Source organism: Sphingomonas prati, assembly GCF_014643515.1.
GTDB lineage: Bacteria > Pseudomonadota > Alphaproteobacteria > Sphingomonadales > Sphingomonadaceae > Sphingomonas_R > Sphingomonas_R prati.
The window spans coordinates 303,984-330,190 of record NZ_BMJP01000005.1 but is presented as its reverse complement, the minus strand read 5'-3'; the positions used below and the strand labels follow the sequence as shown (position 1 = coordinate 330,190).

Here is a 26,207-nt window from a genome sequence, read left to right as displayed (position 1 = left end):
GATGACATACCTTGGACGAGCGCCTTACCAGGTGTGTGACCGGGGTCCAGTCCTATTCTCATGGTTGATGTCGTGGATGCAGCCACCCGGTCGAGGATGATGTCGGGCATCCGGGGCCGGAACACGAAGCCGGAGATACAGCTGCGAAGCGGACTTCACGCACTTGGCTACCGGTTTCGCCTTCACGCAAAGGGGCTGCCGGGCAAACCGGATATCGTGTTGCCAAAATACCGGGCCGTGGTGCTCGTGCACGGCTGTTTCTGGCATCGTCATCAGGGGTGCAGGTATGCCACGACACCGGCCACCCGCACGGAATTCTGGAGCGAAAAATTCGCCGGGAATGTTCTTCGAGATGCCCGGAATGCCTCGCTCATCAAATCTGCGGGATGGCGCCTGGCGACAGTCTGGGAATGTGCGCTGCGGTCGGACGGGGGACACGAAGTAGCCAGACTTGTTTCCGAATGGCTGCGTTCGGATCGGACCGAACTGGAGATTCCCAGCTGTCTCCTCACGGAAAGATCAGGTTAGACAGTGATTTGATTCTCGGCCTACAGGAAGACCTCGCTTCTTCGTGCCTTGCAACTATGCTTGCCGTACGGAAGCCGCGGCCAGCCGGTGTTCAAGGCCACAGGGGAACGAATGGATCAGATCATTGGCAACCATCTTTCAGTGATTCAATGCCGATGAAACCGCCAGCCCGTCCCAGCTGGCAAAGGCGTCTCGCTTCCATCAAGGCACGGACGGTCGAGAACTGTCTGGCTGTCGAGTTAAGTTCCAGCGAGTATGATGCGGCAATTGTTGCCAGATTTCGGAGAAGCCTCTCCCATGACCTGCTGACGGCTTGGTCGCCGATTCTCGGACCCTCGAACTCGACATCGGTCGCTCGGTGCGAAGGGATGGTCGGTGGTTCGCTGTTTTCGTCCCACGAGTATCCGTGGCCTGCCAGCGGCGCTGGTTGGGCAGAGCCCATCCTGCAGGTTAGCATGACCCACATCAACAGGATGGCAGGTGAACCCCTTGGGGAAGGGCTTCTTCAACTCTGGATGCAGGGCCTTGATGGTCACATCCGAGTTATTCCGTGGGATGCCATCCGGGAAAGTTGCCTGACCCCCGAGCCGCAGGAACGTCAAACAACGTTCAGCCGGATGGCTCGGGTAGGATATCCGATTACCGGATACTCTAGCCCATACATATACGCATCGAATGACATGGAAGAAGACGTTGAATCGTATCTTGATGGATTTGACATCAAGAAATCGATACAGGCGGATTTGAAGGAACTGGTTTCTATGGGAAAACAGCAGCGTGCCTCTATTCTGTTGCGCAGCATTAGTTTCATGGGATCATTCAATTCAATACAATATTCGCCGGGCGATATCGGCAGGACGATAGTCGCCCTTGAGAGCGGTCCCTATTTTGGGTGGGGTGATTCAGGAAATGGACAAATCGCTTTATGTGCCGATCCAGGCGAAAGCGCTTTCAGGTTTCACTGGCAGAATTGCTAGAGTGAAACCGTTCTCCATTGAGTACAATGCGATTGATTGGCCGATTACCTTGTTTTCGCCGGAACGTAAAGGTAAGGTCGTGTGGAACACTCGGGCAACGCCCGAATATTCAATGGAATACGGAAGGGTAAGACGTTGTGCTCTGCAACCGAGTTTGGTTGTCGGTAAAAAGGGCCACGAAGCGCTGTATCGGGGATAGTTAGACAGCGGGCTCCATTACGACGACGGCGACGGGTGAAAGTACGGCCGTTATCGCACGGGGCCGAACAGAGTGTTGAGGTAAGCAGCCAGCCGGACCCCGCCTTTTTCAAGACGCTCTTCCATACGCGCCTTGTTCTGGAAGACGTACTGGTAGGACAGGGGCTCGCCGGTAGCGGGATAGATCCGGTCGCGCATTGCGGTGCTTTCCGCGATCCAGACGTTCGGATCAGCCGTCATCCAGACTCTGGCATCTTCCGTCGTGATCCGGGCGCCAAGCCACGTGGCCAGTTCCGAATAGGAAAGCTGCTCATTGTCGACCAGACCTGAGTCCCACACCGAATGCAGGTTCGTTGGTCGGCCGTTGAACGTCACGCGCGTGTCGTTGCCGCCCTTGTCGGTCCCGTTGCCCGCATGCAGCGGCTGGTGAAGGTCGCCAACGATGTGGATGATAAAGCGGAGCGCGAGCTGCTTGTCAGCAAGCGACGCCTTGCGGTCGCGGATCGTCGCCGAGAAGCTCTGGAGGGCGGTCACCGCGTCTCCTTCGGGTGGCGGCCCAACGTCCCGGTAGGTCTTGCCGGGCGGCACCGTGACATAATGCCACGGGCCCGCGGTGCGCTGCCAGAACGGATCCGGGGCCGAACGCATGAAGTCCGGCCAGTTCGATGCCTCCGCCATCGTTTCCGCCCCAAGGATGCGCTTCACACCGGCCCTGGCGCGTGCCTCCAGATAGGGCTGCGCGATGGCGCCGATGACCCGGTGGCCGGTTTTGCCCCAGGCGAGAACAGGAGCGGGGAGGGCCACCGCGGCAGCGGCGAGCAGAAGCATGATACGCATGGTGGCCTGTTGGCCCTGCCTCGTGTCAGTTTGATGTCGACGGGCGGCTGCCTCGATCGGGTCGAGAGGCTTGCAGAATGCTACCGACAACGATCCTGATGCTCGACGCTGGCAGACGGCACACCCGCCGTTCGAGGCTGCGGATGTGGTTGGGGATCCTGCTGCCTTACTGCCCGGCAGGTTCCGGCGCTTGCGTGCTGCGCATCTTTTCCACCTCGGCTGCTGTCTTGTAGTCCAGTAGTTCGACCTGAAACACCAGATCCGCGTTCGCCGGGAGCTGTCCCGACCCCTGCGCGCCATATCCCAGCGCGGGCGGCACGCAGAAACGAGCGACACCCGTCTTTGCCAGCATCTGCAGCGCTTCCGCGAAGCCGGGAATGACGCCGTCGACAGGAAGCGGTGAGTTCATGCCCTGATCGAACACGGCCCCGGTTGCTGCCAGATAGCCGATGTAGCTGACCAGTGCGATATCGGTCGAGGCAGGCCTGGAGCCGGTGGCAGGGCGCAGGATGGTGTAGCCAAGGCCGGTCGGGGTTCGCGCGGCACATGTCCGAAGCGCCGCCGGCACGACCGGGTTCGGTGGCAAGGCGATGATGCCGTTGCCCGGCCCTGTTGCCGGCGGCGCAACCGCACTGGTCGTGGCTCCGCGCGCTGGTGCCGCGCTGGCGGGAAGCGGTGCCGGCAGCAACGGCAGGACGCTTGTCAGAACGAGGCGGCAGAACGGGATCGAAGAGCTTTTCATGCGAAAGGCATATGGGGGTCTGGCGGCAATCGCTATGCCTTCGCGTGGTTGGTCGTGATTACGCGTTTTGCGCAATAGCGACCTTGGGTCCCACTGTATGCTCATCAAGTATACGAAGCGCCTTGCCTGAGCAGGTATCGAACCATGCTGTACGCCACCGGCAAAATGCACTTTCTGTCCAGCATGCTGACCCGAGTATCAGGACGCAGTACGTCTAAACTGGCCCAGGACAAGCTAGACCAACAAGTAGGCGTGACGATCTTGCAATAATGGCATTCGTTGGTAGATTATGGCGTGAAAAGATCCAACTAATCCACGCTCGCGATTATGGTAAGGAACTTATCCTGAAGTATCTGCCAGTCTTGCCCAAAATGTGCCTCCCGATGATGATTTGCGCATAGTGCGATAACGTTGGTCAGTCTATCAATTCCCTGTTCGGAAAGGCTAATTACATGATGAGTTTCCAGATAGATTTGACCGTTAAGATTTTTGAATGGAGTGCAGCCGCCATACTCGCACTTTCCGTTTGCGCGTCGAAGAACCTGCGTCCGAACCTCGGGGTTTCGGATGTAAGCACCTGCCATTCTTCTCCTGTATTCCGGTTCTTCGTTACCGAACCCCTCATCATCCAGATCCTGTATTGCCGGGCTTTCGCCTTTAAGAGCCAGATATTCCGCTTTGGTTGTAAGGTAGAAGGCAGGATCTAGATTCTGAAATGCTCCAGGCCCATGGTACATTCTCGCGTTATCATAAGTTCCATCCAACGGCGGCGTATGCGCCGCTCCCCAAATTGCACGGGCTGGATATTCCTGTCCCTGATATATCAAAAAGACGCCCCGGGGCGGCTGAAAGCCATACTTCTCCAGGAACTGCGATATTCCGAGCGTATTGCATTCGCTCAGCTTTTTCAAAATATCTTTTTTGGTAACGGTCATCAGCGGTACTCATTCAAGTGAGGTTAGAAGAAAACTTCAAAACTATTAAGTTATATTCACCCAAAATGCGATTTCAGTAAATTAGACACGTAAACTACCTATTTACACTTGGCGGTCCCATTTCGCGCAGCATTGCTCCAATCGGGGCAAGGCGCACCGTCATGTCCTGCTCGGCAGTTCTGAACTCTGCACGATGGGCATATTTGGATGGATGTGCCAGTGCGCAGGCAATGATCAAATGCGGCAGGATGGCACTTTGCAGTTCATGCACGGCATAGATCAGGGCAGGGTACCGCCCGTTTGGCGTAGTTACCGGCGGAACCAGTGATTGACCCAGGGGGCCCGTTCCGAATGTGCGGTTGAACATTGCAAGAGCTTCCAGGCCCTCGAAGATAATGGCTCGTGGAGAGACGTGGCGAATGATCCGTTCCAGCGTTGGCGCCGCCTCCTTCAGGGCATGCTCAATCTGCATGCCCTCCTGCTGTTCCCCGAACCTGCCAACTCCCGGGGAACGGCGGAACACCATGTTCGTCTTCGGAATGCGTCGGAGAATTGCGTCATCTATCCCGAGCACGGTTCGAAGCAGGGGCTGCATTACTGCCTGGATTTCGTACCGCTCATCAACATAATCGTGTTGCCAGGCCGAGCAGAACTCATCAGCGTCAGGCGACATGCTCCAGGTATCGGTGTTGCCACCCGGATTGATGCCGAGGATCATCAGCGGCGACGGCTCGATACGGCTGTAGAAAATGCTGTAGAAGCGTCGATCCCGCAGTCCTGACCGCTCGCGATATTCAGCGTCCAGTTCTTTCATGAAATCCACGCCGGAATCCATCGTGCTGTCATTCATGATTGTCTGCCCTTTGTAACACTGTGTCGGTTTTAAGATCCACCCCACGCTTTCCGGCGGGGTCACGCGGCCATTCGTTCTACCTGCCGTTCGGATCAGTTCCCCATTGTTCGTAGAGTGCCCGCCGTGCGGACTGTGCGAGAGGTACCGTTTCGGACCGGTGAACATCCACGAGGCGCTGCAGGTGAACGAGCTGAGCGAGCAGAATGGAATCGATACGACGGTCGAGTGCGGTGACGGCCGCATAGGAGAGATTGCGCTCGATAACTGCTGCCACCGTCCGCGCCGGGGCTTCGGTTGGATAATCTGCTACCTCGTCCACATAGCCGCCCGGGTCCCAGACGTCATAGTCAATGCTATCAGTCCAGACATCCGGAAAAATTATGTGTGACGCCGCTGCTTCGTCAAACCCAGGCGATCCAAGCAGGTTGAAGCGAACACTGTTAGGTATTGACGCGTCACCTTCTTCAGTCGGGTGACCGATCTCGACGTGCGACTTGTCTATCGCGTATGTTCGCTCTTTTACGAAATTATCGCCAAAATACAACTCAAGTACGTTCCATTCTGCAAGAGCAATCGCGGGAGATTGGGTAGTGGCGTCGGTAACGAGGGCAATCGCCATGCGGGTGCCACCACAGAGAGTTGCTGCCGACTCGCCCATCGCTAGCGACTGATCAAGACCGGAAAGCTCCATGAAAACGGCGAAGTCATCATCTGCCGTGGCGTAGACATGTTCAATCTGCTTCCGGTAGTTGAGACCGAGCACATGCGGCACTTCGAAGAGTGCCGCGGGTCTGTAGGTGCTGTGCTCGTCAATGCCCGCGCCGTCGTTCCGGAATTCGGATATCTGGAGCCCTCCGGCCTCAACAACAAGACCGCAGTCCGCGAGGTAGGTTGTAATGGCAGTATAGTCTATCTCGGCCGTCAGTCGCCGCACCATCTGTCGCATCAGGTCGTGGAAGGTGCCAAGCCATTGCTCCCTGTCGAAGCTGTTCCGGTGGGGGGCCGGCATGAGCGGTGAGCCTCGTACGGCATCGAGGAATACATGATCCGGGTCTCGGCCGAGCGCGGACGCCAGCCCGCGCAGGACCTGTTCCCAGTTCCCCGGGTTCTGACACAGCGTGGCCGGCAGTTCATCCTCCGCGAGCACGAAGCGTTGCTTCTGCTTCAACAGGTCGCCGAAAGCGGACTGCATTTTACCGGAACGCGTACCAAACGTTGTCTTGAGCTCTTCGACGAGATGCAACGTGTGCCGCGCCAGGTGAACGAATGTTTCGCGCTGCGCACGGCCACCGTCACGAAAGCGTTTCCGCAGTTGAGATGCCGCCTCGTTCGAGCCGCTGAGCCTGCGCTCTTTGGGCTTGCCGGCTGGGAAAGGGATAACGTTGTCTGCGGGGGTCATGACCTGGTTGTCTTCCAGTATGGGCGCCGATCGCGCCGGCGGTACATTTGGGCCTTACCGCCGTGCAGATGCGCCAGTGTCACGACCGTGCCACTGTCCGTCAACAACAGTGCGCGACCAGCAAGCCGTTCAGCCTCGGACGGCGGCAGACCGTCGGCTACTGCTTCGCGGAGAGCCTCCCGTGAAACCCGGAAGGCGCACAGATGACGGTCTACCTGGCTTGCAAGGTCTGAAAGCAGAAACAGCTGCTCTATCTGGACGTGCCGCATACCGCGTTGCCGGGCGCGGCGGTTTGCATGTCGGGTCATGATCAGTTGTTGCATTGACGTGCTCCCAGTCTCGCTGGGATCGTTATGACTTCCGGCGTCCACGACCGTGAGCACAAAGCATGGCATTGGCTGTGGCATTAATGTGGCCTTGGCGCTGGGCGGCCTCCTACCTTCGTCCCGCGCGTCGGGCACCTGTGTGCCAAAGGCCAGACGCGCGGCAGCAGCCGATTTCGCCCTGCTGGGAACCGGAGCCGCGTTGCTGCGGAAGCCCTTGTCAGCAAACTGCAGCTACAGTGTCTTGAACGTGACCAGTCGATGATTATCGATCTCGAAAAGCCAGTACTGTATCCGGGTTATCATGACACCTCTCGACACCAGATACGAGATCGTGCGAGAAGCATCCGGAGCAAAATCCAGCGCGACAATTGCAAGCTGCGGATTACTTGCAGGGTTGATCGTTGAAACAAACGCACCGAAGCGTTCGGCAGCATCGTCCAGCAGGCTGCGCCCACTGCTGAAAATGCCGTATATTGCCTCCAGTTCGCACAGGCTCGAATTCTGTAACCAAGACGCGTAGTTGAGCACCGTAGCTACCGCGCTCCGGTCTGCGATCTCGCGTTCCAGCTGGATGAGGATGACAGATCCGTTCGCGTCGATGGCGAGCAAATCGATCACGCCACCCCAGCCGGTAGCTACCTGTCGTCCCATGATCATCCAGTCGCCGAGCGGCATCTTGGGAGCTGTGACGATCATGTGCGCCAGTTCGGACACTTTCTCGAGCTTGATGCGCGGCAGCGCGACAGGTGGCGTACTCATTGTCCAGATGCTCATCGCAGTCCCGTTTCAGGTGCAGGAAGGCCAGTTTCGCGATCGGAACACCCGACGTCGAGATGATGCGTCACCAGGTTGCTGTCCATCAGGTCCGGTAATGTGCATCGCTGCGCAGCGACACCTTTGCACGGTCAAGTTCAAACCGGGAGCATATGCTGTCCAGCCGGTCTGCCGTCTGCAACCGTCGATCGGCATACAGAACGAAGGAGCCCGGCTCCTTCACTATTCGCCCGCGAGGATGGTCATCATATTCGGTTGAAAGGATGGAGAGCGGCAGACCGTGGGCCGCAAGCCAGACACCGCCTGCCTCCTGCCACCGGTCCCAGTGCTCCGCATGTCCACCGTCGTACGTAAGACAATCGCCATAGGGACTGGCGTCAGCAACAGGGCAACCGGCCGCGACAAGCATGTCGTCAACGAACCAGAAGATTCCCACGCAACCCTTTGCCTGCAATGTGTCCATCGTGTCGTACCCGGTTCCATGGCCGTCGACCGGCAAGCCTTTCGTATCACGCGGACGGCAATGTTCCACGATACTGCGCAAGCCGATACCTCCAGCTGTCGGTTGGTAGAGCGGTTCGCCGGTCCAGGGCGCGGTACGGGAACGAACAGTTGTTCGTGTGTCCGGTCCGGCCGGATTGCGTCACCCCGCCGGGGGACCGAAATTCTGCGCCAATGACGATTTGCTTTGACCGCACGCCCGTTGGTTCTTCGAAGTTCTTGGCTTCGGCTACGGCGGTGGCGCAGGTGTCAACGGTCGACGTATTGCCGGCGGGGCCCGTCTCGACGGGATCGTCGGCCGCGAGCGCAGGCAGGCAGGATCATCATGTATCGCGCCTCAAGCCTGATCGGGCAGCGGTCAGCGCGCGCATCCGCAACCAGCGAACGGTGCGTCCGTCACTACCTTTACGTTGCTCGACAAAGGCGCCCTTCAGACGTCGGTTCACGGTGCATCACGGCGTCCGGCTTCGCGCGACCTTCTCCCCTGTAAGAATGGCCTGAACTACCCCCGCCGGATGGGTTGCCTGACGGCGGTTCTTCCTGCGGGCTCAACTTTTGCTGGCAACGTCGCCCGGGCCGGCCTGCCAGCAAGATGGAATAGATCAGGCAGGGCTGACGCGAACCGGCTTACACAGGCAGACAGATGAGCGGCGCCCTATTCTCGTTCCGGGCGCGCTTCAGCCAGTCGCGACCGGATACACCGGCCTGACGCAGGGCAGCAATCGTCAGGGGCGCAGTCGCGGCCATTTCCTCGCGCTCACGAAGGGTTGCGGCTCGCGCCTCAGCCTTCGGGCGAAGGCGCTCCACAGCCTCTGCTCGTGCGGCAAGCCCTTTGCCAGGCTCTGCAGTCATCATCTCGCGCAACAGCTGTGCGGTCCCCAGCGGTCCGGTAAGGCTGCCCAGCGCCCGTCCGAATTCTCGCCCGGCATCCTCCGCTGCCGTCTCGTCGCCGGCAGCAAGCAGCGCCGAGCGTCGCCCGTCCGCGGCGAGGACGTAGGCGTCAGTCATCAGGTCCCGCAAGCCCGGTTCCTCACCCGCGGTGGCGAGCGCCCGGGCATGCCCGTGAAAGCGCTCTTCGATCGTGAGCAGGCGGCCGGCCGCCTCGCGCCACTGACCGATCTGCACTTTCTCCTCGCTGCTTGCCCAGGCTGCGTCGATCCGGCGGAGCTCGGCGCGGAGATCGGCCAGTTCCTGCCGGACGAGGTAGTCGCGCATCCCGTCCACCTTGCGCGACACGCGTTCGATCGCGGCGGCGAGCCCGTCCATACCCTTCTCGATCCGGCCGAGCCTGGCCGCTACAATGGCGAAGCCGACGACGCTCACCCCGATGCTTATTCCAGTGAGCGCCAGGTTCGCGATACCGAGCCCCTGCACGAGCGCGAGACCGGCCTTGATCTGCTCGTTCTGGTAAACCTGAATGCCCTGTTCGACGACGTCGAACGGATCAAGTTTCCCGGCCATCTGTACGAGACCGGTCGCCTCCTGCAGGTGGGCAACGATTTGGCCAGAGCCCACTTCGCGAAGCAGTGCGCCGCTGCGTACGATGTTGCCAGCATAATAGCGCAACATGAGTTCCGCCGGAATATCAAAGGGAATGCTCATTTGATCCTCCCGATCACGTCAGCAGCCGCAGCAGCAAAACCTTTCTGTACCTGTGCAAGCAGCGACGGCTCCGTCCCCTTGTTCTCCGACGCCAGCAGGCGAGCCTCGATCGCGGCTTCGATGGCCTCGATCAGCACGCGCTCCTGCCCGGAGCGCACTTCTCCGACGTTGATCACGCCAAAGTAGCCGAGTGCTCCTACTCCCGCCGCACCGATCGCCAGAACCGGCAGGCTCACGGTACTGGTCGTGACCAGCCCGAACATCGTCACGGTTGTCGTTGTGGCGAGCCCGGGGAGCACCGCAAGCAGGGCCGCCGCGGCGGCAAACGGTGCGGCCCCCCGGCCGATCGCCAGAACCTGACCCATGGCGGTGTCCGCAGCAGCATCGGCGCGGCCTGCTCTGGTCTCGATCTCGAGATGATGGGCCACGATCCCGGTCAGCTCGACGCGGGCCTTGCCGACGATCCATTCGGCACGCGCGCCCACCTCCTCGACGATCTGTGGCATGGCAGGATACTTGATGAAACCAGCGCGCGCCGCGGCCAGCTGATGCACCCAGAGCCCGGCCGCCCACGGACCAACGGCTACTGCTTTCTCCCGGCACAGCGCTGTAAGGCGTACCTCCGCGTCCAAGCACCATGCGTCGCGCCACTCGAGCACGCGCCGGCGCAGCGCAATCAGCTGAGCGTCCCGATCAATGGCCGCGTTGTCTGCCGCTGCCGCCCCAATCACGTCGTCATGCATCCTGCCGTATGCCCCTTGCGTCACGAACGTGACCCTGCGTCAGGACGGTCGGCGTGCCAAGCGATCCTGAAGCCCATATTCTGACCTGTGCGCACGTCGCTCGTTCGCGTGGCCTGCTTCCGGAAGATCTGGCGGGGGAAGCGGGCTGGCTGCCGCTCCGTTGCGGTCCGGACATGGCGTTGAGGCGCGGCCTGAACCGACCGCTTGTGGCCAACGGGTTCGAGCAGCCACGATGGTTGAAACAGTCGATCCATTACGGTGTGGCGTACTCTACCGCTTCGACGCGACGCGAGGGTCCGGCGGCAGAGGGGGCATGGAGCCGCGAAATGTCCTTCTTTCCGCGTTTGCAGCAGGTTTGAAGCGTCTGCACCTGACCACCAGTCACGAGACATCATGTCCGTGTCGTTCAGTACCAGTGCGGCGATTTGAACGAATGGTCGTCATCTGTCCCGAAGAGACGGGCATCCTCGAATTGCTCGTCCAGCCCGGCATCGGAAAGTGCGGCCTCACGTGAAACCAGTTCGGCGCGTGCCCAGACCAGAAAGTTTGATACTCTCGGCGGCATCTGATCAGAATCGTTCGTGTGGAGGCCGTCCAGAAGTCGGCGCAGCCGATCAAGGTCAGCATATTCTGCCAGAACCTCGCCAAGTTTCTCGCGCCGACGCTCCGCTATGAATCTGTCCCGCAGCGGCTGCTCCCGGATGCGTTTCTCCTCCTGCCGACGACGCTCATCGTCCTGTCTGCGCTCCCGCTCTTCCCGCTTGGCAACCGCAAGGACTGCAAGGGCAACCGAGATGTCTTCGGCAGCGTTTTCCAGCTTCTGAATCCTGGCATCCCGGAATGTGCTGCGCGGGCGTTGCCCGATCCCGACATGAACGGCTTCCATTTCGAACCCGAGCTGTCCGGTGCAGACATAGTCCCACTGGGCAAACACCGGTGGCATCTCGAAGTCCCACGAAGCACCCCGACGTTGACGTTCCCGCTTTTTGTCCCACGCAGCCTGCAATTTCTGTTCGACGGGCGTCAGCGTGTGCGCAACGCGTTTGACGACTTCCGTCACCCCGATCGAAATCGTTTCATGGTTTCCGGCAAAGTGGGCGCCCCTGGCGCCTTCCTCCAGTCGGAAACCCTGCACAGCCGCCGCCGCCACGATTCTTGAGAGGATCAGCTTCAGCCTTTCCAGCGAGCCCGGTCCGATCTGACAATGGATCAGGCCGGGACCCGAGATCTCCAGAAGACCTTTCTCTGATGCCTTTGCCGCGCGGAGTGCGGCAATGGAGTGCGCGACGACGGGACTGCTCACAGCGTCCATGCCACTATCCTGCCCGCTTGCCCGTACGCGCGCTTCCTCACGCACCGTGGCAATTGACTCCGGTTCATTACCGACGTGGGCTGCAGCGATCATGATCCTGTCCAGCTCCACCGAAGCTGCTTCCGGTAGGGCGGTCCGGGTTACCGGCTTGCCGGCATGTTTCTTCGCCCACCACCCCAGTGGCGGAGTTGGTATCCCGTGCTTCCGACATATCTTGTGGATCGCAACATCCGAAAGCCGGAAATCCTTTGCTACATGCGTTATGGGTCTGGACCATACCAGGTCGTAGAATGCCTGCCGGGTGAATTCGCGCACCGTTCGGTCCTTCCTGTCACAGCCGTGCGTACGTGGCGTCTGCCGAGCCGGAACCCAATCGCGGCTCTCAGTGCCGGGTGTCGAAGCGCATTGCCAGTCACTCCATCGGGCCGCCTATGCGTTGGGACGCCTGTCGATCCGAAGGCGAGCAGCTTCGACCCCGAGCCGATCCCGGTTGCATGTTTCCAGACCGCCGAGCCAGTCCGGAGGGATGCCGGCAAGGCCGAACCTCGCGCCGAGCAGAGCCCCGGCAATCGTGGCATTGGTGTCGGTATCGCCGCCTGCCCGGATCACGGCGTCCATCCCGGCCTCGTATGTTTCCGCTGTGGTGAACGCCCAGAGCGCAAGGCGTAGGCTGTGCAGGCAATGCCCGCTGCCTGAGCGCTTTGGTGCCTCATACGGTTTGAACGTCGGGCCACCATCGCCGGCACGCCCTAGCGAGTCCACTGGGGGCAGCCCCCTGATCGCCCACCAGACTGACGCAGCGTAAAATGCGGAGCAGTCTGCCGCAGCGTCGCTCGGGTGAGTGAGGCGCGTATCGGATGCCGCGAACCGGGCGGCCAGAACACCGTCATCGCAAGCCAGCGCATGAGCCGCCGCCCGCATCAGGCCTCCGTTGCCCTGCGCATCCTCGTCATCAGGTGGTGTCGATCCGTCCCGCCAGCACGACAGGGCGTACCGGGTCTGCATGCCAACGTCGGGCGGCTTTCGGTCGAGCCACCCCAGCATGTTATCGACTGCGCCATCAGCGTCGAACTGGTTCCGACCGGTGTAGGACCGCAGGACTGCGTGCAGCAGATCGGTGTCATCCGAAGCTGCGCCGGGAGCAAAGTCGAATGGCCCACCCCCGACCATTTTGAAGCGTTCGCGGGGGATGTCTGCGGCGTCCTCGAACTCGAACGTCACCCCCAGGGCATCGCCAACCGCCGCGCCCATAAGCGCGCCCATCGCACGTTCAGTCAGATCCGACATACCGGCCTCCATGCACAAGTTCCCATACCTATGGCGTGACGGATCGGGCTTCTCCGCGCTCGCCCTGCAGCAGGAGCGGTTCGCCGTCTCGCAGTCGGCACATCGCAGGGAAGTCCGATCCGTCGCTATCCCATGTGAAGCTGTGGATGGGCACCAGTCGCGTGGCCTGCATCGCTTCGGCGAAGCGCCGCAGGTCGGCCGGGGACGCATGACCACTGGTGTGAAGGTGGACCGGCCTTGCGGCGGCGAGCCAGTCCACGAGCGGTGCACCGAGCGAGCCGAGATAACCTTTCCACATCGACCAGCACCACGCGTCGTCGCTGGTTGGCACAACGCCGCTCCGGGCATAGTCCCGCATCAGGGACTCCCGCAGCATGATCACCCAGCGATCGGTTGTTCCGTTCAGGGCTCGCGCGGAAATTCCGCGTCCCCCGGTCGCCATCCTGTCGACGAACCCGGACATGCCTTTCCGTTTGTACATCCGTGCCATGGCGGAAGTGATGACGACCTTGACGTTCTCCATTCCGGCACGGGGTAGCCGTCCGTGATCTGCCAGAAGCTCCAGCACCTCCGCCGTGTAGAGATCGACCACAAGCGTGCGATCCGCCCGCTTCGCGGCGCGGTAGAGAGTGACTGTGCGATCCACATTCTGCGCAGACCAGGCGACGAATACCCGACCCGGCGTCTCGCGGAAGAAGGGCACAAAGGCATCCTCAAGCTCCGACTCACTCGTCGTTGACTTGTCACTGCCGAGGTTGGTTCCCTCCATCAGAAGCACGTCGATACCAGGCGGCGGATTGGCGATGAAGCGCTCGACGAGCGCTGACTTCCGCCCATGGGCACGGAAATCACCCGAATAGAGGATGCGCCTTCCGGCAACATCGATCAGCAGCATGAATGCATCGAAGGCCGAATGATCGGTCAGGAAGGGCGTGATGATGAACGGCCCGATGGCAAGTGGTTCGCCCGACCGCCAGTGCCGGAACGACCGGTCCAGCGTCTTGCCCGTTATGGACGCGGTGAGACGAATCAGCTTCTCGGTCGCGTCACCGCTATAGACCGCCCAATGATCCGGGATCTCTTCCAGCAGGCCATAATGGTCCTGATGGGGATGAGAAATCAGAACCGATGCCGGCGACTCAAGGTCCATAGTTTGAGGCAGGAGACCGGTCGCATCCCCGGGGGCGTCCAGTGGACGCCCCACGTCCAGTATGAGCCGGTGATCCCCGGCACATATCTCGATGCAGTTCCCGCCGATCTGATCGGTCGAGCGATGCACCGTGAGCTTCACATCGTGACGGGCAGTTTCCGCGCTCACCGCAGGAGCGGTGCTCATGCCCCCTTCGCTTCCTCCGGAGGCACGCCGCGACCGAGCTTCACGCTGGTGGCCGACCCGGCCAGCAGCACCCGTGGCGTCCCGAGCGCGCCTTCCAGTTTCGCCCTGTGCTGTTTCCAGACCGGACCCTCGCGCTGGTCGATGTCGAAACTGCCTACGATGAGGAACGGCTTGATGTTGACCGTGAGCGCATCACCGTGCGCAAGCGCCGCCCGTGCCATGTCCTGCCGCACCGTCGAAATGCCTCTCAGCGCCACGACGTTTTCACATGATCGGAGGAAGCCGGCACGAATATCGCCTTCGAACGTCGAGAGGAGCTTTTCGTAGGTGGCGATCTGAGCGACGACCTTCGCATCGCCCTCGGCGCGTACTTCCTTGTTTGCAAACAGTTTCGCCTCGTAGAAATCGAGGATCGGGCCAGAGGCTGCCCACCGGAGTGCCGCGATGTCGATCCGCTTCGCGCTTGCGCCTTTGCCGGGTTCGGTTTCGGTTGCCTCCTCGGCTTCCCTGGTGAGTGCGATCTCGACGTCAACGACGTTCGAATGAGAGCCGATTACCTTTCCAACGAACTTCTTTTCCTCACCGGCATATGGCTTTGCGGCGGCTTTCAGGGCCGGGATGTCAGACAGGACTGTCGTGAACGGATCGGCAAAACCGTTGGGCCACTGGCTCTGCAGCTGGAACACTCCTCCCAGCGCTCGGACATATTCCTTCTTGAGACGCGGCTTCAGCAAATACTTGTAGTGTGTATCGACGACGACAGCGCCCGATTCAAGGCCAATGCGGGCGAGGCTGCAACCTCGATAATAGACGTTCAGATAGTTGTTGCGGACTGCGACGAACAGGTCGGGGTCAGATAGCATTCTCGGCCACCATTCGCCTGCGGGTTCGTCGTGGAGACTATTCAGCGCTGCTACGAAGTCGTCCGATAAACCCTGCTTGTACGCCATTCTAAATTCCCGCCCGTCTGTCCGACAACCACCCTATGTCAGGATGGCTAACATTTCATGACCCTCTGACTGAGCCGGGACTACGCGCGTATGGTTAGCGCGTTCAGTCCGAAGCCACGAACCTGGCATTGTCGAGCTTCGTTTCGCCGTCCCACCGGTAGGCAACCAGAGGGCCTCCCTTTCCGGCGCTGTAATCCACGCATGCGAGGTTGGGCGCGAGGACAGTCGGGGTTCCCGTCAGCCAGTAATGCCCGATGAACAGCGGCTTCTCATCGCGGTATCCGAGAACCGCGCCGGGAGGCAGCAGCCATTCTGCCGGTATCCGTTCGAGGTGCTGGGGACCAAGAAGCGCGGCGTCACGAACGGTGACAGCGGCAGTGTCCCACCAGCGAATCCTGACGCTGTGGCGAGCGATTCCATCAGCATCATCGAACGCGCAGCCATGCGGGAGTGCTACCTCACGCCCCTTCGTCAGCGTCTCGACGCAACGGAACTCGGGCGTTGACGCACTTTCCACTCCAAAGATGTTGTGGTCGCCCTGCGTGGCTCGCACCAGCGCTTCACCCTCCAGGGCCCGATGGTCTGTCAGGGAGGTCTCGACCTCCCGCATCTGCTCCGGGTGCCAGCAGGCGTGCACTACGCGGATGCCGGGCAGATCAAGCCACAGGGGAAGCGTCGCGAACCACTCCGTGATCTCGGAATGAAGAGCACGATCCTGCTCGACTTCATCAAGAAAGACGGCGTGCTGGTGTCTGTTCCCCTTCGTATGTGGGCGTAGGGGGTGTTCACCAGCGAATGTGTTCCACGCCACGGCGTTCAGTTCGTGGTTGCCCATCACCGCGAGAGCATTACCGGCGTCGACCATCCGGCGGGCAACCCGATAGGACGCGATCTGATGTGGTCCGCGATCGATAAAGTCACCAAGGAAGATCGCCTGTCGTTCCGAATGCCCCCAGGTGCTTCCGGACCGGCGATATCCAAGTTTTGGCAGGAGGTACTCGAGTTTCCCGACGTGGCCGTGGATGTCACCAATGATGTCGTAGTTCATATGGATTGTGCCTCGGTCAACCAGCAAGCGTCGACATGACCATGAGCGCCGAAGGACTAAGATTCCACCTTCTGCACCCATTGTTCAGAACACGAACGAGGTTCCTGGCCGTATTGATCGAACCGGGCCCGCTCGATAACGATGCACGTACACGACCCGAGGTTCACCCGGACGTGGTCGAGGTTCGAGCTGTGGACGAACGCGTTCGTCATGCCGTGCGATTGGGGAAAGCAGACTGAAATGGCGCGCGGCGCCGAGCAATTTGCAGGCGCAGACGCAGGTTCCACGCGCGCTGCAGCAGCAGCGGTTACCCGCGCAACTCGGCGATCAGGTTCCCTGCGACGATGACGATGATCGTGCCGACAATCACCAGCCGGATCAGCCGCATGCGCAACTCCGGTCGCTTGTACAGCGGCGGCCACGGTTCCAGGCTCACAGCTGCCTCGTCGGGAATGCCGACCCGCGCGCCGCCCGTGCCTCTGCCTCGGCCAGACCTGCTTTCCCTTTGACCCGTCCGCGCCTGATCGGAATATGGTGACGGGCGCCGGCGGCAAAAGAGCCTGACCCCGACGGTTTCGCAATCCTGTCGGGCCTTCAGCTCAGCAGTTCACCAGCTGTCACGCCAAGCGGTTGCGCCAGCTTCTCGACGATCATGATCGTGGGGTTGCGGGCACCGCGCTCGATATCGCTGACATAGGTCCGGTGGATGTCTGCCTCGCGGGCAAAGGCTTCCTGGTTCCAGCCCTTTTCCTCGCGCAGGCGGCGTACATTTCGGCCACGGCGAGTGCGAACATCCACGTCGGTCAGAGACGCGCCTGCAGAGGATCGATCTACAGACGATGAGAGACAATGGAGTTGACTTGGTCCTCCGGTGGAGCACCAGTGCTAGTCATCGTCTACAGGTGAGAATATGCCACTACGCTTCAACATGCTGCTCGAAGAGGCCGGGATCGACCCCGCGGCCGTCCGTCTGCTTCGCCACAATCCAGTGGTCGCTGGGCGTTCGCTGGTCGATGTCTGGCGCAGCGACCCCGGGCTGTTCGAGGACTATCAGAGCACTCAGGCAGTCGCCAAGCGCAGCTCCTTCCTGCGACCCTACTGGGCAGCATTCACCGGCACATGGGACGGCCGTACGATGTTTGTCGGGCTCTATGCGGTCGGGACGCCCGTGCTGGTCGAGGGAGAGGTTGTGACGGCCATCAGCAACGAACTCAAACCGGCAGGCACGACGGACCGCTACCCTTATGAGCGCTCACCGGCGCTGGTCGAATATGCCGGTCGACTGTTCGTGGACTGGGGCGGGGGACCGTCCGGCAAGCGGGCCTGGGCGCAGCGGGCCGAGGCGCAGGACAAGGCCATCTCGGAACTGCATCTGGACAGCGTGGAACAGCCTTTCCCGGGGGTCATGACGTTGACGGCGCCGCTGTCGGCACTCGATGCCGCACCGGCCGGCTGGGCGTTGCCGCTGGCGGCCGCAAGGGGTGTCTACCTGCTCAGCTGCCCCCGGGACGGGAGCCTCTACGTCGGCTCGGCCACCGGGGAGGGGGGCTTCTGGTCACGCTGGGCGGAGTACCGCGCCAACGGCCACGGCGGCAATGTCGCTCTGCGTGACCGCGAACCCTCCGACTTCGTGGTCAGCGTGCTGCAGGTCGCAGGATCGACCGAAACGCAGGATGACATCCTTGCCGCCGAGGCCGTCTGGAAACGCAAGTTCAACAGCCGTACGGTGGGACTCAATCGGAATTAGGCGCGCGACGGCCGCAAGTGATCCCTTGAGCGTTCCCGGGCGGCGGTGTTTCGGCCAAACGATTGCCGTTGCTTCCGCAGAACCTGGTGTTGCCTTGACCGGCATGGCGGTGACAGGAAGGGGCAACCCGAAGGAAAATCCGATGCGCCTCCGTTTCGCCCTCCTGTTGATGCCGCTGGTGCCTCTTGTCCAGGCGAACGCCGCCGTGCCGGTGCAGGCGGTCGCTGCGGGAAAGCAGGATGCGGCGCTGCTGGCGTTTCTTGACCGGGCTTATGACGCGCAGCTGGACCTTAGTCCGGAGTCCCAGACGCAACTTGGCCTTAAGACCCATTATGATCGGCTTGACGACTATACCGATGCCGCCGCGCTGCGCGCGCAGGCGCTCTCCGAACGGCAGCTGAAGGAAATGCAGGCGCAGTTCAAGCCGGGCCAGCTGAGCGAGGGCGCCCGGGTCAGCTACCGCCTGTTCGAATATGAGGTCGATCGCGGCCGCCGGTCGCTGCAATTCCGGAACCTGCGTTTCCCGGTGTCCACCAACGGCAGCCCGGCGGGCGACATCCCGGTGTTGCTGGTCAACAATCACAAGATCGATACGGTCGCGGATGCGCAGGCGTATATCGCGCGGCTGCGCGAGACGGAGCGCGTGATGCGCGAGGTGTCGGCCACGATGCGGGCGCAGGCCGCCGCGGGGATCGTGCCCAACAAGGTCAACTTCGCGCCGGCCCGAGCGGACGCGCAGGCGGTTCTCATCGGTGCGCCGTTCGACACGGGGCCGGACTCCACGGTGCTGGCCGATCTCCGAAAGAAAGTGGTGGCGCTTGCCGCGCCGGCGGCGACCAAGGCCACGCTGATGGCCGATGCGACCGCCGCGCTGACGGGGCCGTTCCGGCGTGGCTACGACCAGCTGATCGGAACGCTGGACGCGATCGAGCCGCAGTCGAAGGGCAATTTTGGTGCATGGAGCCTGCCGAATGGTGCGGCCTATTATGCGGACCGGCTTCGTAACTCGACGACGACCGACCTCAGCGCCGATCAGATCCACGCGCTGGGTCTGCGCCAGGTCGCGGCGATCCGGCAGGAGATGGAGGCGATCAAGCGCGAGGTGGGCTTCACCGGGACGCTGGAGCAGTTCTTCGACAAGATCCGGACCGATCCGCAGTTCAAATATCCGAACACCGAAGCAGGCCGCGAGACCTATCTGCGGGACGCGCGCGGGGTGATCGCAGCAGTCATGACGGCGGCACCGCGCTATTTCCGCGTGCTGCCTAGGGCGCCGCTTGAGGTTCGCGCCGTCGAGAAGTGGCGCGAGCGCACCGCGTCTACCGCATTCTACAATTCCCCGTCGGCGGACGGCACGCGGCCCGGCATCTACTATGTCAATCTGGTCGACATGAACCAGACGCAGAAGGTGCAGGTTGCGGGCATCGCGGCGCATGAGGGCGCACCCGGACATCATTTTCAGATTGCCCGCCAGCAGGAGCTGACCGGCATTCCGAAATTCCGGAAGTTCGGCGGCTACGGCGCCTATGCGGAAGGGTGGGGGCTCTATTCCGAACGGCTGGCCGACGAGATGGGGGTGTACGAGGATCCCTATGCGCGGTTCGGCATGCTGTCGTTGCAGGTGTGGCGCGCGATCCGGCTGGTGCTCGATACCGGCATCCATTCCAAGCGCTGGACGCGGGAGCAGGCGATTGCCTATTTCAAGGCGAACAGTTCGGTGTCGGATACCGACATCGCGCGCGAGGTCGATCGTTATTTCAACTGGCCCGGCCAGGCGACGAGTTACATGGTGGGGCAGCTCAAGATCACCGAATTGCGTGCGCGGGCCGAACGGGAACTTGGGCCGCGGTTCGACATCCGCGATTTTCACGAGGCGGTGCTGAGCCAGGGCGCGCTGCCGCTCGACGTGCTCGACGAGCAGGTCAGTCGGTACATCGCCGCGACACGAAAATGACCGGGCGGCCGGTGTGGCGGGCCGGCGCAACGTCAGCGCGGCCAACCGTGTGCAGCAATTTGCCGCCTCGGCGGCCAACGAGATGTGATGAATAGATGTCGTCTCGGACGTGCTGTTCGACGGTCGGAGGCTGCGGGCGCTAACGGTGGTCGATGCCTTCACCCGCAAAGCGCTGGCGATTGATGTGGACCAAGGTATCAAAGGCGAACATATCGCAGCAGCAATAAGGTGGATCGCAGTGATCCGTGGTGCACCCAGGACCATCCGCGTAGACAATGGGCAGGAGTTTAACTTGAAGGCGCTGGACCATTGGACGTACGAGAATGGCGCCACGCTCGAGTTCAGCCAGCAGGGCAAGCCGACCGAAAATGCCTTCGTAGGGTCGTTCAAAGCCCACTGGTTCCGGTCGCTGGCGGACGCCCGGGGCAAGATCGAGGCATGTTGGTGGGACTATACCGAGACGTGTTCTCACACATTGCTCGGCTGGTTGACACCGGTCGAATATACTGGCGCAGCGTTAAGATTGGCACAGAATGAACGCCGGTTTCCCACCCCCGGCTGGATGAGAAACCGGGGGACCCTCAGTCTTCGCCTCGTTGACCGGCCAAGCTTCTTTGTAGTGGATGCCGAGGGTTCCAAGCTTTGCCCATCGTTTGTTTAAATGCACGCCTGCATAGAAGCGCAGGCCGAACTCGCTGACAACAATTGGGTTGGCCGCCGACCGGGGATGAGAGGACCGCCCTTCCGAGGCGGCTTTCTCAGCAAACCTTTATCGGCAGTCTCGGTCCAACGTAACGTCGACTGCGAGGACGTCATTCAATTTGCTTGACAAGCAGGCGGTGAAAAGAGGCATAAAAGCGGCCTTTGCGGCAGAGAAACCGGCACCCCCTGTCAGTACGGTGGCAACGATGCCCGCTACTGCGGCACCTATTGCAGATTCTCGAAGGCAATCGGAGATTGCAGCTGCAATATCTTGCTCGGACCCAACTCTTACTTTAAGCGTCGCTGTATAATGTGGATTGGTGCAAACAAGATCTGGCCAGCGAAAATCGCATTTACATATTTCGGGAGATTCCCAAGTTCCAAGTACACGTTCATAGTACAGACCGCTTGGGGAAAATTTTGCTGCGATCGCCGTCGATTTAGAGAATGGCTGAGCTGTATCCGTATTAGCTGAATAAATCACGAAAGACTCATCCGTCTTGTAAAGCAGGACGGTTTCTGGTGAATCTTGCAGTTCTGAGTTCTTTGGTAAATATAGTCTTGGCGGCAGCTGTCTCTGCATCAGAGCGGCGAGGATTGGGTCGGCATTCTGAAAACTACTTATGTGAACCAACTCTGGATTTCCGTTAGCATGAAAAAGCTCAATCTCTTGAAAAGAAGCGTCAACCTCCATGATAGCACAAGAAACGAATGGGGTTATCATCTGCAGAACCGGACCAAGAGGTGGTGTCTGCGAGAACCAGATTTGGTTGTTCGGGAGGATACCTCGTCGCCAGGAGTGCACCCAGCCTGACGTGGGTGCCTGTCCAGACGCAATAACACCAACAAACTTTTGGAAGCGAATAGCATAAAACGAGTTGGCTAATCCGAGTTGGTGAGTCACAATTATACTCCTTTTGAATCGGTTCAAAAAATTAATTGAATATAATTCTGAAATAATACCGGTTTTTCACTACTAAGACCGGGTATTAATATGTAGAGTGACCGTTTTAACGGAATTAAAGTTATTACGCTTCCTGAAAATGCAGGAGTGGTTACCCCGATGTGAGAACGCGGAATCCGAAAATTGTGCCATGCTTCTACTTCTGCCGCTATTGTCGAACGTGAAGTGTTCGTAGCGGCGGTTTCTTCTCTCGCGGGCAATAGAACAGTCTTTACTCTGTCTGTGGGGCTCTGACCGTAGTAACCCAATAGGTCGTGTCCGTTAACAGCGTTGCCGCACTAGCCGATTTTTCCGGACACCAGTTGTATCGCGCAAGTCGTTAGTCTTGCGCACTGCATATAGCCGGCTTATTCTGAGATTTCAGCTGAGTGAACAGACATCGGCGGCAGACCTCTTGAGGTGCCGGCGACAAGACGCAAAGTTGCTTTTAATCGTGCAAAGAGCCGCGTAGATGCTTGCCATTGACAACGATTCTCCGATGCAAGAAGCAACATCCCCGTCGTTCGGTCCCGGACACTCGTAGCCTCATCGGTTTCCTCGCATTGCAGCGTGCTTCTCCACGGGTCTTGATTGTGATTGTAACTGATCGCAAGAATCCGTCGCTCGTGGAGGCTGCCAAAGCACTTGGCGCATCTCGTCTTCTGTCCAAGACACTATCCGTCGACGAACTGACCGAAAGGCTGCATAAGGTTCTGACAGAATCTACCTGTTTACCACTATCTAACATGAAAAGTGCGGCGTTGAGCATAAGTGCAATACGTGGAGGTATGGAAGAACTGTCCCGCGCGCAGCGCGCGGTGCTCATAGCGCTTGCGGGAGGCCGTTCGAACAAGGCGATGGCATGGGACCTGACAATTACCAAGGCGACAGTAAAAGCGCATCGGACTGCCGTTTCCGCAAGCTGGGTGTCATTGACCGGACCTAGGCACTGCTTGCCTTGCGACCGTTAATTCAAATGGACGAACACGCTCCAACGTTCTGACTATTATACGGTACGCTTCCGTCCCAGCACTAAACGGCATGAAGCCTAAGCGGTCGCGAATGTCTCTCGCAAAATGGTAGTTTAAGAACAAATTCGCGACACCAGCTAATTTGCGAGCTTGATATCGAGGTTTGAGTTGCCTGAATTACTTCAATCGTGGCAGTCACCTGAGGTGTAGCAAGTAGCTTTAGAAACCAACGCCGGCGTCAACCGAGCAGTTCGCCGGCGGTTACGCCGAGCGAGTGTGCGAGCTTTTCGACGACCATGATGGTGGGGTTGCGTGCACCACGTTCGATATCGCTGATATAGGTTCGGTGGATGTCGGCCTCATGGGCAAAAGCTTCTTGGCTCCAGCCCTTTGCCTCGCGCAGGCGACGTACATTTCGACCAAGGCGAGTGCGAACATCCACCCCGGTTAGAGACGCGCCTGCAGACGATCGATCTACAGACGATGAGAGACAATGCGGTTGACTGTCTTTGTGTGTCGAGCATGACGGACGTCACTCATCGTATGCACCGATGAGCGGTGGCGGGAGGCAAAGCGGTGGAACAGTTGTCAACAACAGGACCGATCAGCGCATCCACCATTCGTGATCGTGCGGCGCATGCTGCCTTTGGACAACCGCTTGTGACCAACACGCTGCGCGGTCTGATCGCCGAGGCAATTGTAGCCACCCTGCTCGAACCCGACTGGCGGTGGTGTTCGGCGGATTATGCTGCCTGGGACTTTGACCGGGGGGATGGGCTGCGGCTTGAGGTCAAGCAGTCTGCGGTACGGCAGAGCTGGGCGCAGCCAAAGACCATGTACCGCCCAGCAACGTTCGATATTGCTCCTCGGACGGGGCGGTACGACGGCGATGTCTGGCTAGCCCAGGAACGGCGCTGGGCCGACATCTATGTCTTTGCGCATCACTCGGTCGCCGATGATACCGCTGACCACCGCGATCCGGCGCAGTGGACCTTCTACGTTGTCCCCACCGCAGAGCTGCCGGCTCAGAAGACCATCGGGCTGGCAAGGGTTCGTACGCTGATCGCTGGATGCGGCTTCGCGGACCTGCACGCCGCCGTTGCCGAACTGGCGAGTCGAGTGCTCTCCAACCAGACGCCGCTGTTCGAGCGTTCGCGCTAGCGGGTTCTCCGCGTGGACGGTGGCTGGTTCCGTTTAGCCTCCTGCTGCGCTTCCCAGGCAGCTTTGCGCGGAGCCCACTTGACCTCCATGATCCTTACAAACTCTTCATGGCTGACCGCATTGAGGCCGTGGCGAAGTTCCCACTCATCATAGTCGAGACGTTCACCGCTGATGAGAACAGCCTTCGGCATACCGCTCTCTTCCAGTTCAAGAAGGTTTCGTAGCCTTTCCTGCAACCTGCAATATCGAACGTCGCCGGTAAGCGCCCTGTTTTTGATCGCTCGCACAAACAACGCAAGCTGCGACAGGTTCGCCTGTTTCCCGTTCAAGGTAACGCGCCGTGTCTTGCGAGCAATCCGGCGAACGATCTCATGCCGCGCCCTCGCGCTCGGTCCAGCGAGTATGACGGTTTGATCGTCTTCGCCTTCATAGTCTGGAGATACGCCTGCCGGGTCGAACTCTGTCTCGTTGCTCATGGTTATTCCTCCGACCAGTGATTGGGTCGTCGATACTCCGGGATAAGACCATCATCGGGTCCGTCCCATGGCGGCGGACCGTGCAGGTCGTACATGGCCTTCCAGTCTTCGTCTTTCCAATGGAGCGGTATTCTCAGGACATACTGATGCGCGTCAGCCGGCGGCTTGAGAATGCCTGCGTCGTTGAGGTGCTTGGTGACTTGCCGACATGCGGAAATGTCGCCCTTGATAGCCTTGGTCATGAGGTTGCTGAACTCGACCTCGAACGCTGGCTTTCGACGCTTGCGCCCACCTTCGGTCACGGAGACATCTTCGTCCAGTATCGCTGCCATATCGAGGGTCTCAGCCTTGCGGCGTCCGGGCCGGTTGCCGCCGACGCCACCTTTCTGGAACCGGCTGTGGATCGGGGGGCGGCAATAGCCGACCTGCCCGTCATTACTGTCGCTCATGCCGCGACCTCCAGCGGGTCGACAATGGTCCGCGATGCCTTGACCACGTCAAAGGATCGACCCGTGGTCTCCAGGGTCACTGTCAGCTCGAGTTCCGCACCACGCCGGACGATCAGGTCGCAGTAGTGCGGATCGAGTTCCATGATACGGGCACAGCGTCCAGTCTCGACGCACGCCAGCAGGGTCGTGCCCGAACCAGCAAACGGATCAAGCACCAGATCGCCGGCGTGACTTGCGTCGCGAATGGCGTCGGCGATCATGAGCTGCGGCTTGACTGTCGGATGCATCGCCAGCTCCTTGTCGCGGCTGGCGCCAAAGCTGTTCACGCCCGGATAGTCCCACACGTTGGTGCGGTTGCGGCCATGTTTGCCGAGCGCAATATTGTTGATGTGCGCCCGCCGGCCATGCTGAAAGATCGCGACCATCTCGTGACGCGACCGGTAGAAAGTCCCCATGCCGCCGTTGCTCTTGGCCCACACCGCAATATTGACGAGCTTGTGGTAGCTGGCTTCGCCCGCTGCCAGCAGATCGGCCAGATGACGCCAGTCGATGAAAAGATAATGCAGCGCGCCCGAACGCGAGGCCTTGGCCATGCAGCCCATCGCATCCAGCAGGAAGCGCTGGAACGCGAACTTGCTCATCTCGCCTGATGCCATCGCGAACTCACGGTGTTGAACGGCGCCCTTGCCGCTGACATGACCGTTGATCTTCACATTGTAAGGCGGGTCGGTGATGACGAGGTCCACCTTGCGACCCTGGAGGAGCGTGGCGTAGCTAGCCTCGTCACGGGCATCGCCGCACAGCAGCCGGTGGTCGCCCAGCAGCCAGACGTCGCCTGCCCGTGAAACCGCCGGATGGTCATAGGCAGGGGCGGGGGACGGGGCCTCCAGGCCGGGACTGTGCGTACCGTCCATATCCCGCAGGCTGTCGATCTCCTCGAGCTCGAAGCCGGTCAGGGTCAGGTCGAAGTCGACGTCGAGCTCTTCGATCGATAGTATCTCAAGGGCCAGCAGATCCTTGTCCCACCCGGAAAGCTCACCGAGACGATTGTCTGCGACGCCGTAAGCGCGGACTTCGGCTGGCGTCAGATGGGCAAGGCACAGCGTCGGGACCGTATCCAGGCCCAGGAGCTTGGCTGCCTCAAGTCGACCATGGCCGGCAACGATCATGCGATCCCTGTCGATCAGGACTGGATTTGTAAACCCGAACTTGCGGATGGAGTCCGCGATCTGCCGGACCTGCTTCTTCGAATGTGTTCTGGCGTTACCCGGTCGACCCACAAGTTGCGCGACTGCCAGCTCGAGGATCTTGGCCTTGAAGAGATTAGGCATCGTATAAATCCTTTTCCACAGAGTATCAACTCTTTAAGTCTGTGGTAGGGACGAAGTTCTCATCATCTCCCGGTAACTTATTGTCAAGCGCCTTAAAGATCAGACATTACCCTTGTGCGTCAGAC

General features: G+C 60.2%; 28 protein-coding genes and 1 pseudogene. 7 read left to right on the top strand and 22 right to left on the bottom strand.

The window, feature by feature from the left end; genetic code table 11:
- The first annotated feature begins 60 nt into the window (after nt 1-60).
- Nucleotides 61-528 carry a very short patch repair endonuclease gene (locus IEX50_RS15365; protein WP_157176888.1) on the top strand — a complete coding sequence of 156 codons (468 nt, stop codon included), beginning with the start codon at nt 61-63 and terminating at the stop codon, nt 526-528.
- A 455-nt stretch (nt 529-983) separates the two neighbouring features.
- The gene (locus IEX50_RS15360; protein WP_157176889.1) at nt 984-1,505 is read left to right on the top strand and encodes a hypothetical protein; all 522 of its coding nucleotides are present in this window, start codon (nt 984-986) and stop codon (nt 1,503-1,505) included.
- 249 nt (nt 1,506-1,754) lie between these two features.
- On the opposite strand, the gene IEX50_RS15355 is transcribed toward IEX50_RS15360, so the two are convergent.
- The 17 genes from IEX50_RS15355 to IEX50_RS15280 form a co-directional block, all read right to left on the bottom strand.
- The gene (locus IEX50_RS15355) at nt 1,755-2,531 is read right to left on the bottom strand and encodes a S1/P1 nuclease (RefSeq protein ID WP_308419298.1); all 777 of its coding nucleotides are present in this window, start codon (nt 2,529-2,531) and stop codon (nt 1,755-1,757) included.
- Nucleotides 2,532-2,706: 175 nt separating this feature from the next.
- On the bottom strand, nt 2,707-3,357 hold the full coding sequence (locus IEX50_RS15350) for an FKBP-type peptidyl-prolyl cis-trans isomerase (protein ID WP_157176891.1): 651 nt from the start codon (nt 3,355-3,357) through the stop codon (nt 2,707-2,709).
- A gap of 233 nt (nt 3,358-3,590) precedes the next feature.
- The gene (locus IEX50_RS15345; RefSeq protein ID WP_157176892.1) at nt 3,591-4,217 is read right to left on the bottom strand and encodes an HNH endonuclease; all 627 of its coding nucleotides are present in this window, start codon (nt 4,215-4,217) and stop codon (nt 3,591-3,593) included.
- Between the two features lie 94 nt (nt 4,218-4,311).
- On the bottom strand, nt 4,312-5,067 hold the full coding sequence (locus IEX50_RS15340; RefSeq protein WP_157176893.1) for a hypothetical protein: 756 nt from the start codon (nt 5,065-5,067) through the stop codon (nt 4,312-4,314).
- 79 nt (nt 5,068-5,146) lie between these two features.
- Nucleotides 5,147-6,469, bottom strand: a complete 1,323-nt coding sequence (locus tag IEX50_RS15335) for a hypothetical protein (RefSeq protein ID WP_157176894.1) — start codon at nt 6,467-6,469, stop codon at nt 5,147-5,149.
- Entirely contained in the window at nt 6,466-6,792 is a 327-nt protein-coding gene (locus IEX50_RS15330; RefSeq protein ID WP_157176895.1) for a hypothetical protein, read from the bottom strand. Before IEX50_RS15330 ends, IEX50_RS15335 begins: the two co-directional genes overlap by 4 nt.
- Before the next feature lie 234 nt (nt 6,793-7,026).
- Complete coding sequence (locus tag IEX50_RS15325) at nt 7,027-7,569, bottom strand: endonuclease NucS domain-containing protein (RefSeq protein WP_157176896.1); 543 nt, start codon at nt 7,567-7,569, stop codon at nt 7,027-7,029.
- An 85-nt stretch (nt 7,570-7,654) separates the two neighbouring features.
- Entirely contained in the window at nt 7,655-8,113 is a 459-nt protein-coding gene (locus IEX50_RS15320) for a hypothetical protein (protein WP_157176897.1), read from the bottom strand.
- A gap of 584 nt (nt 8,114-8,697) precedes the next feature.
- Nucleotides 8,698-9,672, bottom strand: a complete 975-nt coding sequence (locus IEX50_RS15315; RefSeq protein ID WP_157176898.1) for a hypothetical protein — start codon at nt 9,670-9,672, stop codon at nt 8,698-8,700.
- Nucleotides 9,669-10,415 carry a hypothetical protein gene (locus IEX50_RS15310; RefSeq protein WP_157176899.1) on the bottom strand — a complete coding sequence of 249 codons (747 nt, stop codon included), beginning with the start codon at nt 10,413-10,415 and terminating at the stop codon, nt 9,669-9,671. Before IEX50_RS15310 ends, IEX50_RS15315 begins: the two co-directional genes overlap by 4 nt.
- Nucleotides 10,416-10,821: 406 nt before the next feature.
- Nucleotides 10,822-12,042 (bottom strand): hypothetical protein, encoded by a 1,221-nt coding sequence (locus tag IEX50_RS15305; RefSeq protein ID WP_157176900.1) that lies wholly within the window; start codon nt 12,040-12,042, stop codon nt 10,822-10,824.
- 114 nt (nt 12,043-12,156) lie between these two features.
- Nucleotides 12,157-13,014, bottom strand: coding sequence for an ADP-ribosylglycohydrolase family protein (locus IEX50_RS15300; RefSeq protein ID WP_157176901.1), 858 nt, complete (start codon nt 13,012-13,014; stop codon nt 12,157-12,159).
- Between the two features lie 28 nt (nt 13,015-13,042).
- Nucleotides 13,043-14,350: an MBL fold metallo-hydrolase gene (locus IEX50_RS15295; protein WP_157176902.1), complete on the bottom strand. Its 1,308-nt coding sequence runs from the start codon at nt 14,348-14,350 to the stop codon at nt 13,043-13,045.
- Nucleotides 14,347-15,300 (bottom strand): hypothetical protein, encoded by a 954-nt coding sequence (locus IEX50_RS15290; RefSeq protein WP_157176903.1) that lies wholly within the window; start codon nt 15,298-15,300, stop codon nt 14,347-14,349. The genes IEX50_RS15295 and IEX50_RS15290 overlap by 4 nt, the downstream gene beginning before the upstream one ends.
- 103 nt (nt 15,301-15,403) lie before the next feature.
- Nucleotides 15,404-16,348 (bottom strand): metallophosphoesterase, encoded by a 945-nt coding sequence (locus IEX50_RS15285; protein ID WP_157176904.1) that lies wholly within the window; start codon nt 16,346-16,348, stop codon nt 15,404-15,406.
- 307 nt (nt 16,349-16,655) lie between these two features.
- Nucleotides 16,656-16,784: a hypothetical protein gene (locus IEX50_RS17700; RefSeq protein ID WP_260161288.1), complete on the bottom strand. Its 129-nt coding sequence runs from the start codon at nt 16,782-16,784 to the stop codon at nt 16,656-16,658.
- A gap of 158 nt (nt 16,785-16,942) precedes the next feature.
- Nucleotides 16,943-17,146 (bottom strand): helix-turn-helix domain-containing protein, encoded by a 204-nt coding sequence (locus IEX50_RS15280; RefSeq protein WP_157176905.1) that lies wholly within the window; start codon nt 17,144-17,146, stop codon nt 16,943-16,945.
- 112 nt (nt 17,147-17,258) lie between these two features.
- Here IEX50_RS15280 and IEX50_RS15275 point away from each other — a divergent pair, with 112 nt between their 5' ends.
- The 3 genes and pseudogenes from IEX50_RS15275 to IEX50_RS15265 form a co-directional block, all read left to right on the top strand.
- Nucleotides 17,259-18,095 (top strand): GIY-YIG nuclease family protein, encoded by an 837-nt coding sequence (locus tag IEX50_RS15275; protein ID WP_157176906.1) that lies wholly within the window; start codon nt 17,259-17,261, stop codon nt 18,093-18,095.
- A 142-nt stretch (nt 18,096-18,237) separates the two neighbouring features.
- Complete coding sequence (locus tag IEX50_RS15270; RefSeq protein ID WP_157176907.1) at nt 18,238-20,049, top strand: DUF885 domain-containing protein; 1,812 nt, start codon at nt 18,238-18,240, stop codon at nt 20,047-20,049.
- Between the two features lie 22 nt (nt 20,050-20,071).
- Nucleotides 20,072-20,581 (top strand): annotated as a pseudogene (locus IEX50_RS15265) (DDE-type integrase/transposase/recombinase); the annotation flags it as partial.
- A 237-nt stretch (nt 20,582-20,818) separates the two neighbouring features.
- Here IEX50_RS15265 and IEX50_RS15260 read toward each other — a convergent pair.
- The gene (locus IEX50_RS15260) at nt 20,819-21,655 is read right to left on the bottom strand and encodes a hypothetical protein (protein WP_157176909.1); all 837 of its coding nucleotides are present in this window, start codon (nt 21,653-21,655) and stop codon (nt 20,819-20,821) included.
- A gap of 785 nt (nt 21,656-22,440) precedes the next feature.
- Here IEX50_RS15260 and IEX50_RS17820 point away from each other — a divergent pair.
- Nucleotides 22,441-22,665, top strand: a complete 225-nt coding sequence (locus tag IEX50_RS17820; RefSeq protein WP_373285331.1) for a LuxR C-terminal-related transcriptional regulator — start codon at nt 22,441-22,443, stop codon at nt 22,663-22,665.
- Nucleotides 22,666-22,903: 238 nt separating this feature from the next.
- On the opposite strand, the gene IEX50_RS15250 is transcribed toward IEX50_RS17820, so the two are convergent.
- Nucleotides 22,904-23,107, bottom strand: a complete 204-nt coding sequence (locus tag IEX50_RS15250) for a helix-turn-helix domain-containing protein (protein WP_157176911.1) — start codon at nt 23,105-23,107, stop codon at nt 22,904-22,906.
- Nucleotides 23,108-23,241: 134 nt separating this feature from the next.
- On the opposite strand from IEX50_RS15250, the gene IEX50_RS15245 reads away from it, so the two are divergent.
- Nucleotides 23,242-23,826, top strand: a complete 585-nt coding sequence (locus IEX50_RS15245; RefSeq protein WP_188699505.1) for a hypothetical protein — start codon at nt 23,242-23,244, stop codon at nt 23,824-23,826.
- On the opposite strand, the gene IEX50_RS15240 is transcribed toward IEX50_RS15245, so the two are convergent.
- From IEX50_RS15240 to IEX50_RS15230, 3 genes are read right to left on the bottom strand one after another with little or no spacing between them, the layout of a single operon-like run.
- The gene (locus tag IEX50_RS15240; RefSeq protein ID WP_157176913.1) at nt 23,823-24,302 is read right to left on the bottom strand and encodes a hypothetical protein; all 480 of its coding nucleotides are present in this window, start codon (nt 24,300-24,302) and stop codon (nt 23,823-23,825) included. The genes IEX50_RS15245 and IEX50_RS15240 overlap by 4 nt on opposite strands.
- A gap of 2 nt (nt 24,303-24,304) precedes the next feature.
- On the bottom strand, nt 24,305-24,751 hold the full coding sequence (locus IEX50_RS15235; RefSeq protein ID WP_157176914.1) for a DUF5681 domain-containing protein: 447 nt from the start codon (nt 24,749-24,751) through the stop codon (nt 24,305-24,307).
- Complete coding sequence (locus tag IEX50_RS15230) at nt 24,748-26,082, bottom strand: site-specific DNA-methyltransferase (protein ID WP_157176915.1); 1,335 nt, start codon at nt 26,080-26,082, stop codon at nt 24,748-24,750. Before IEX50_RS15230 ends, IEX50_RS15235 begins: the two co-directional genes overlap by 4 nt.
- Nucleotides 26,083-26,207: the final 125 nt, after the last annotated feature.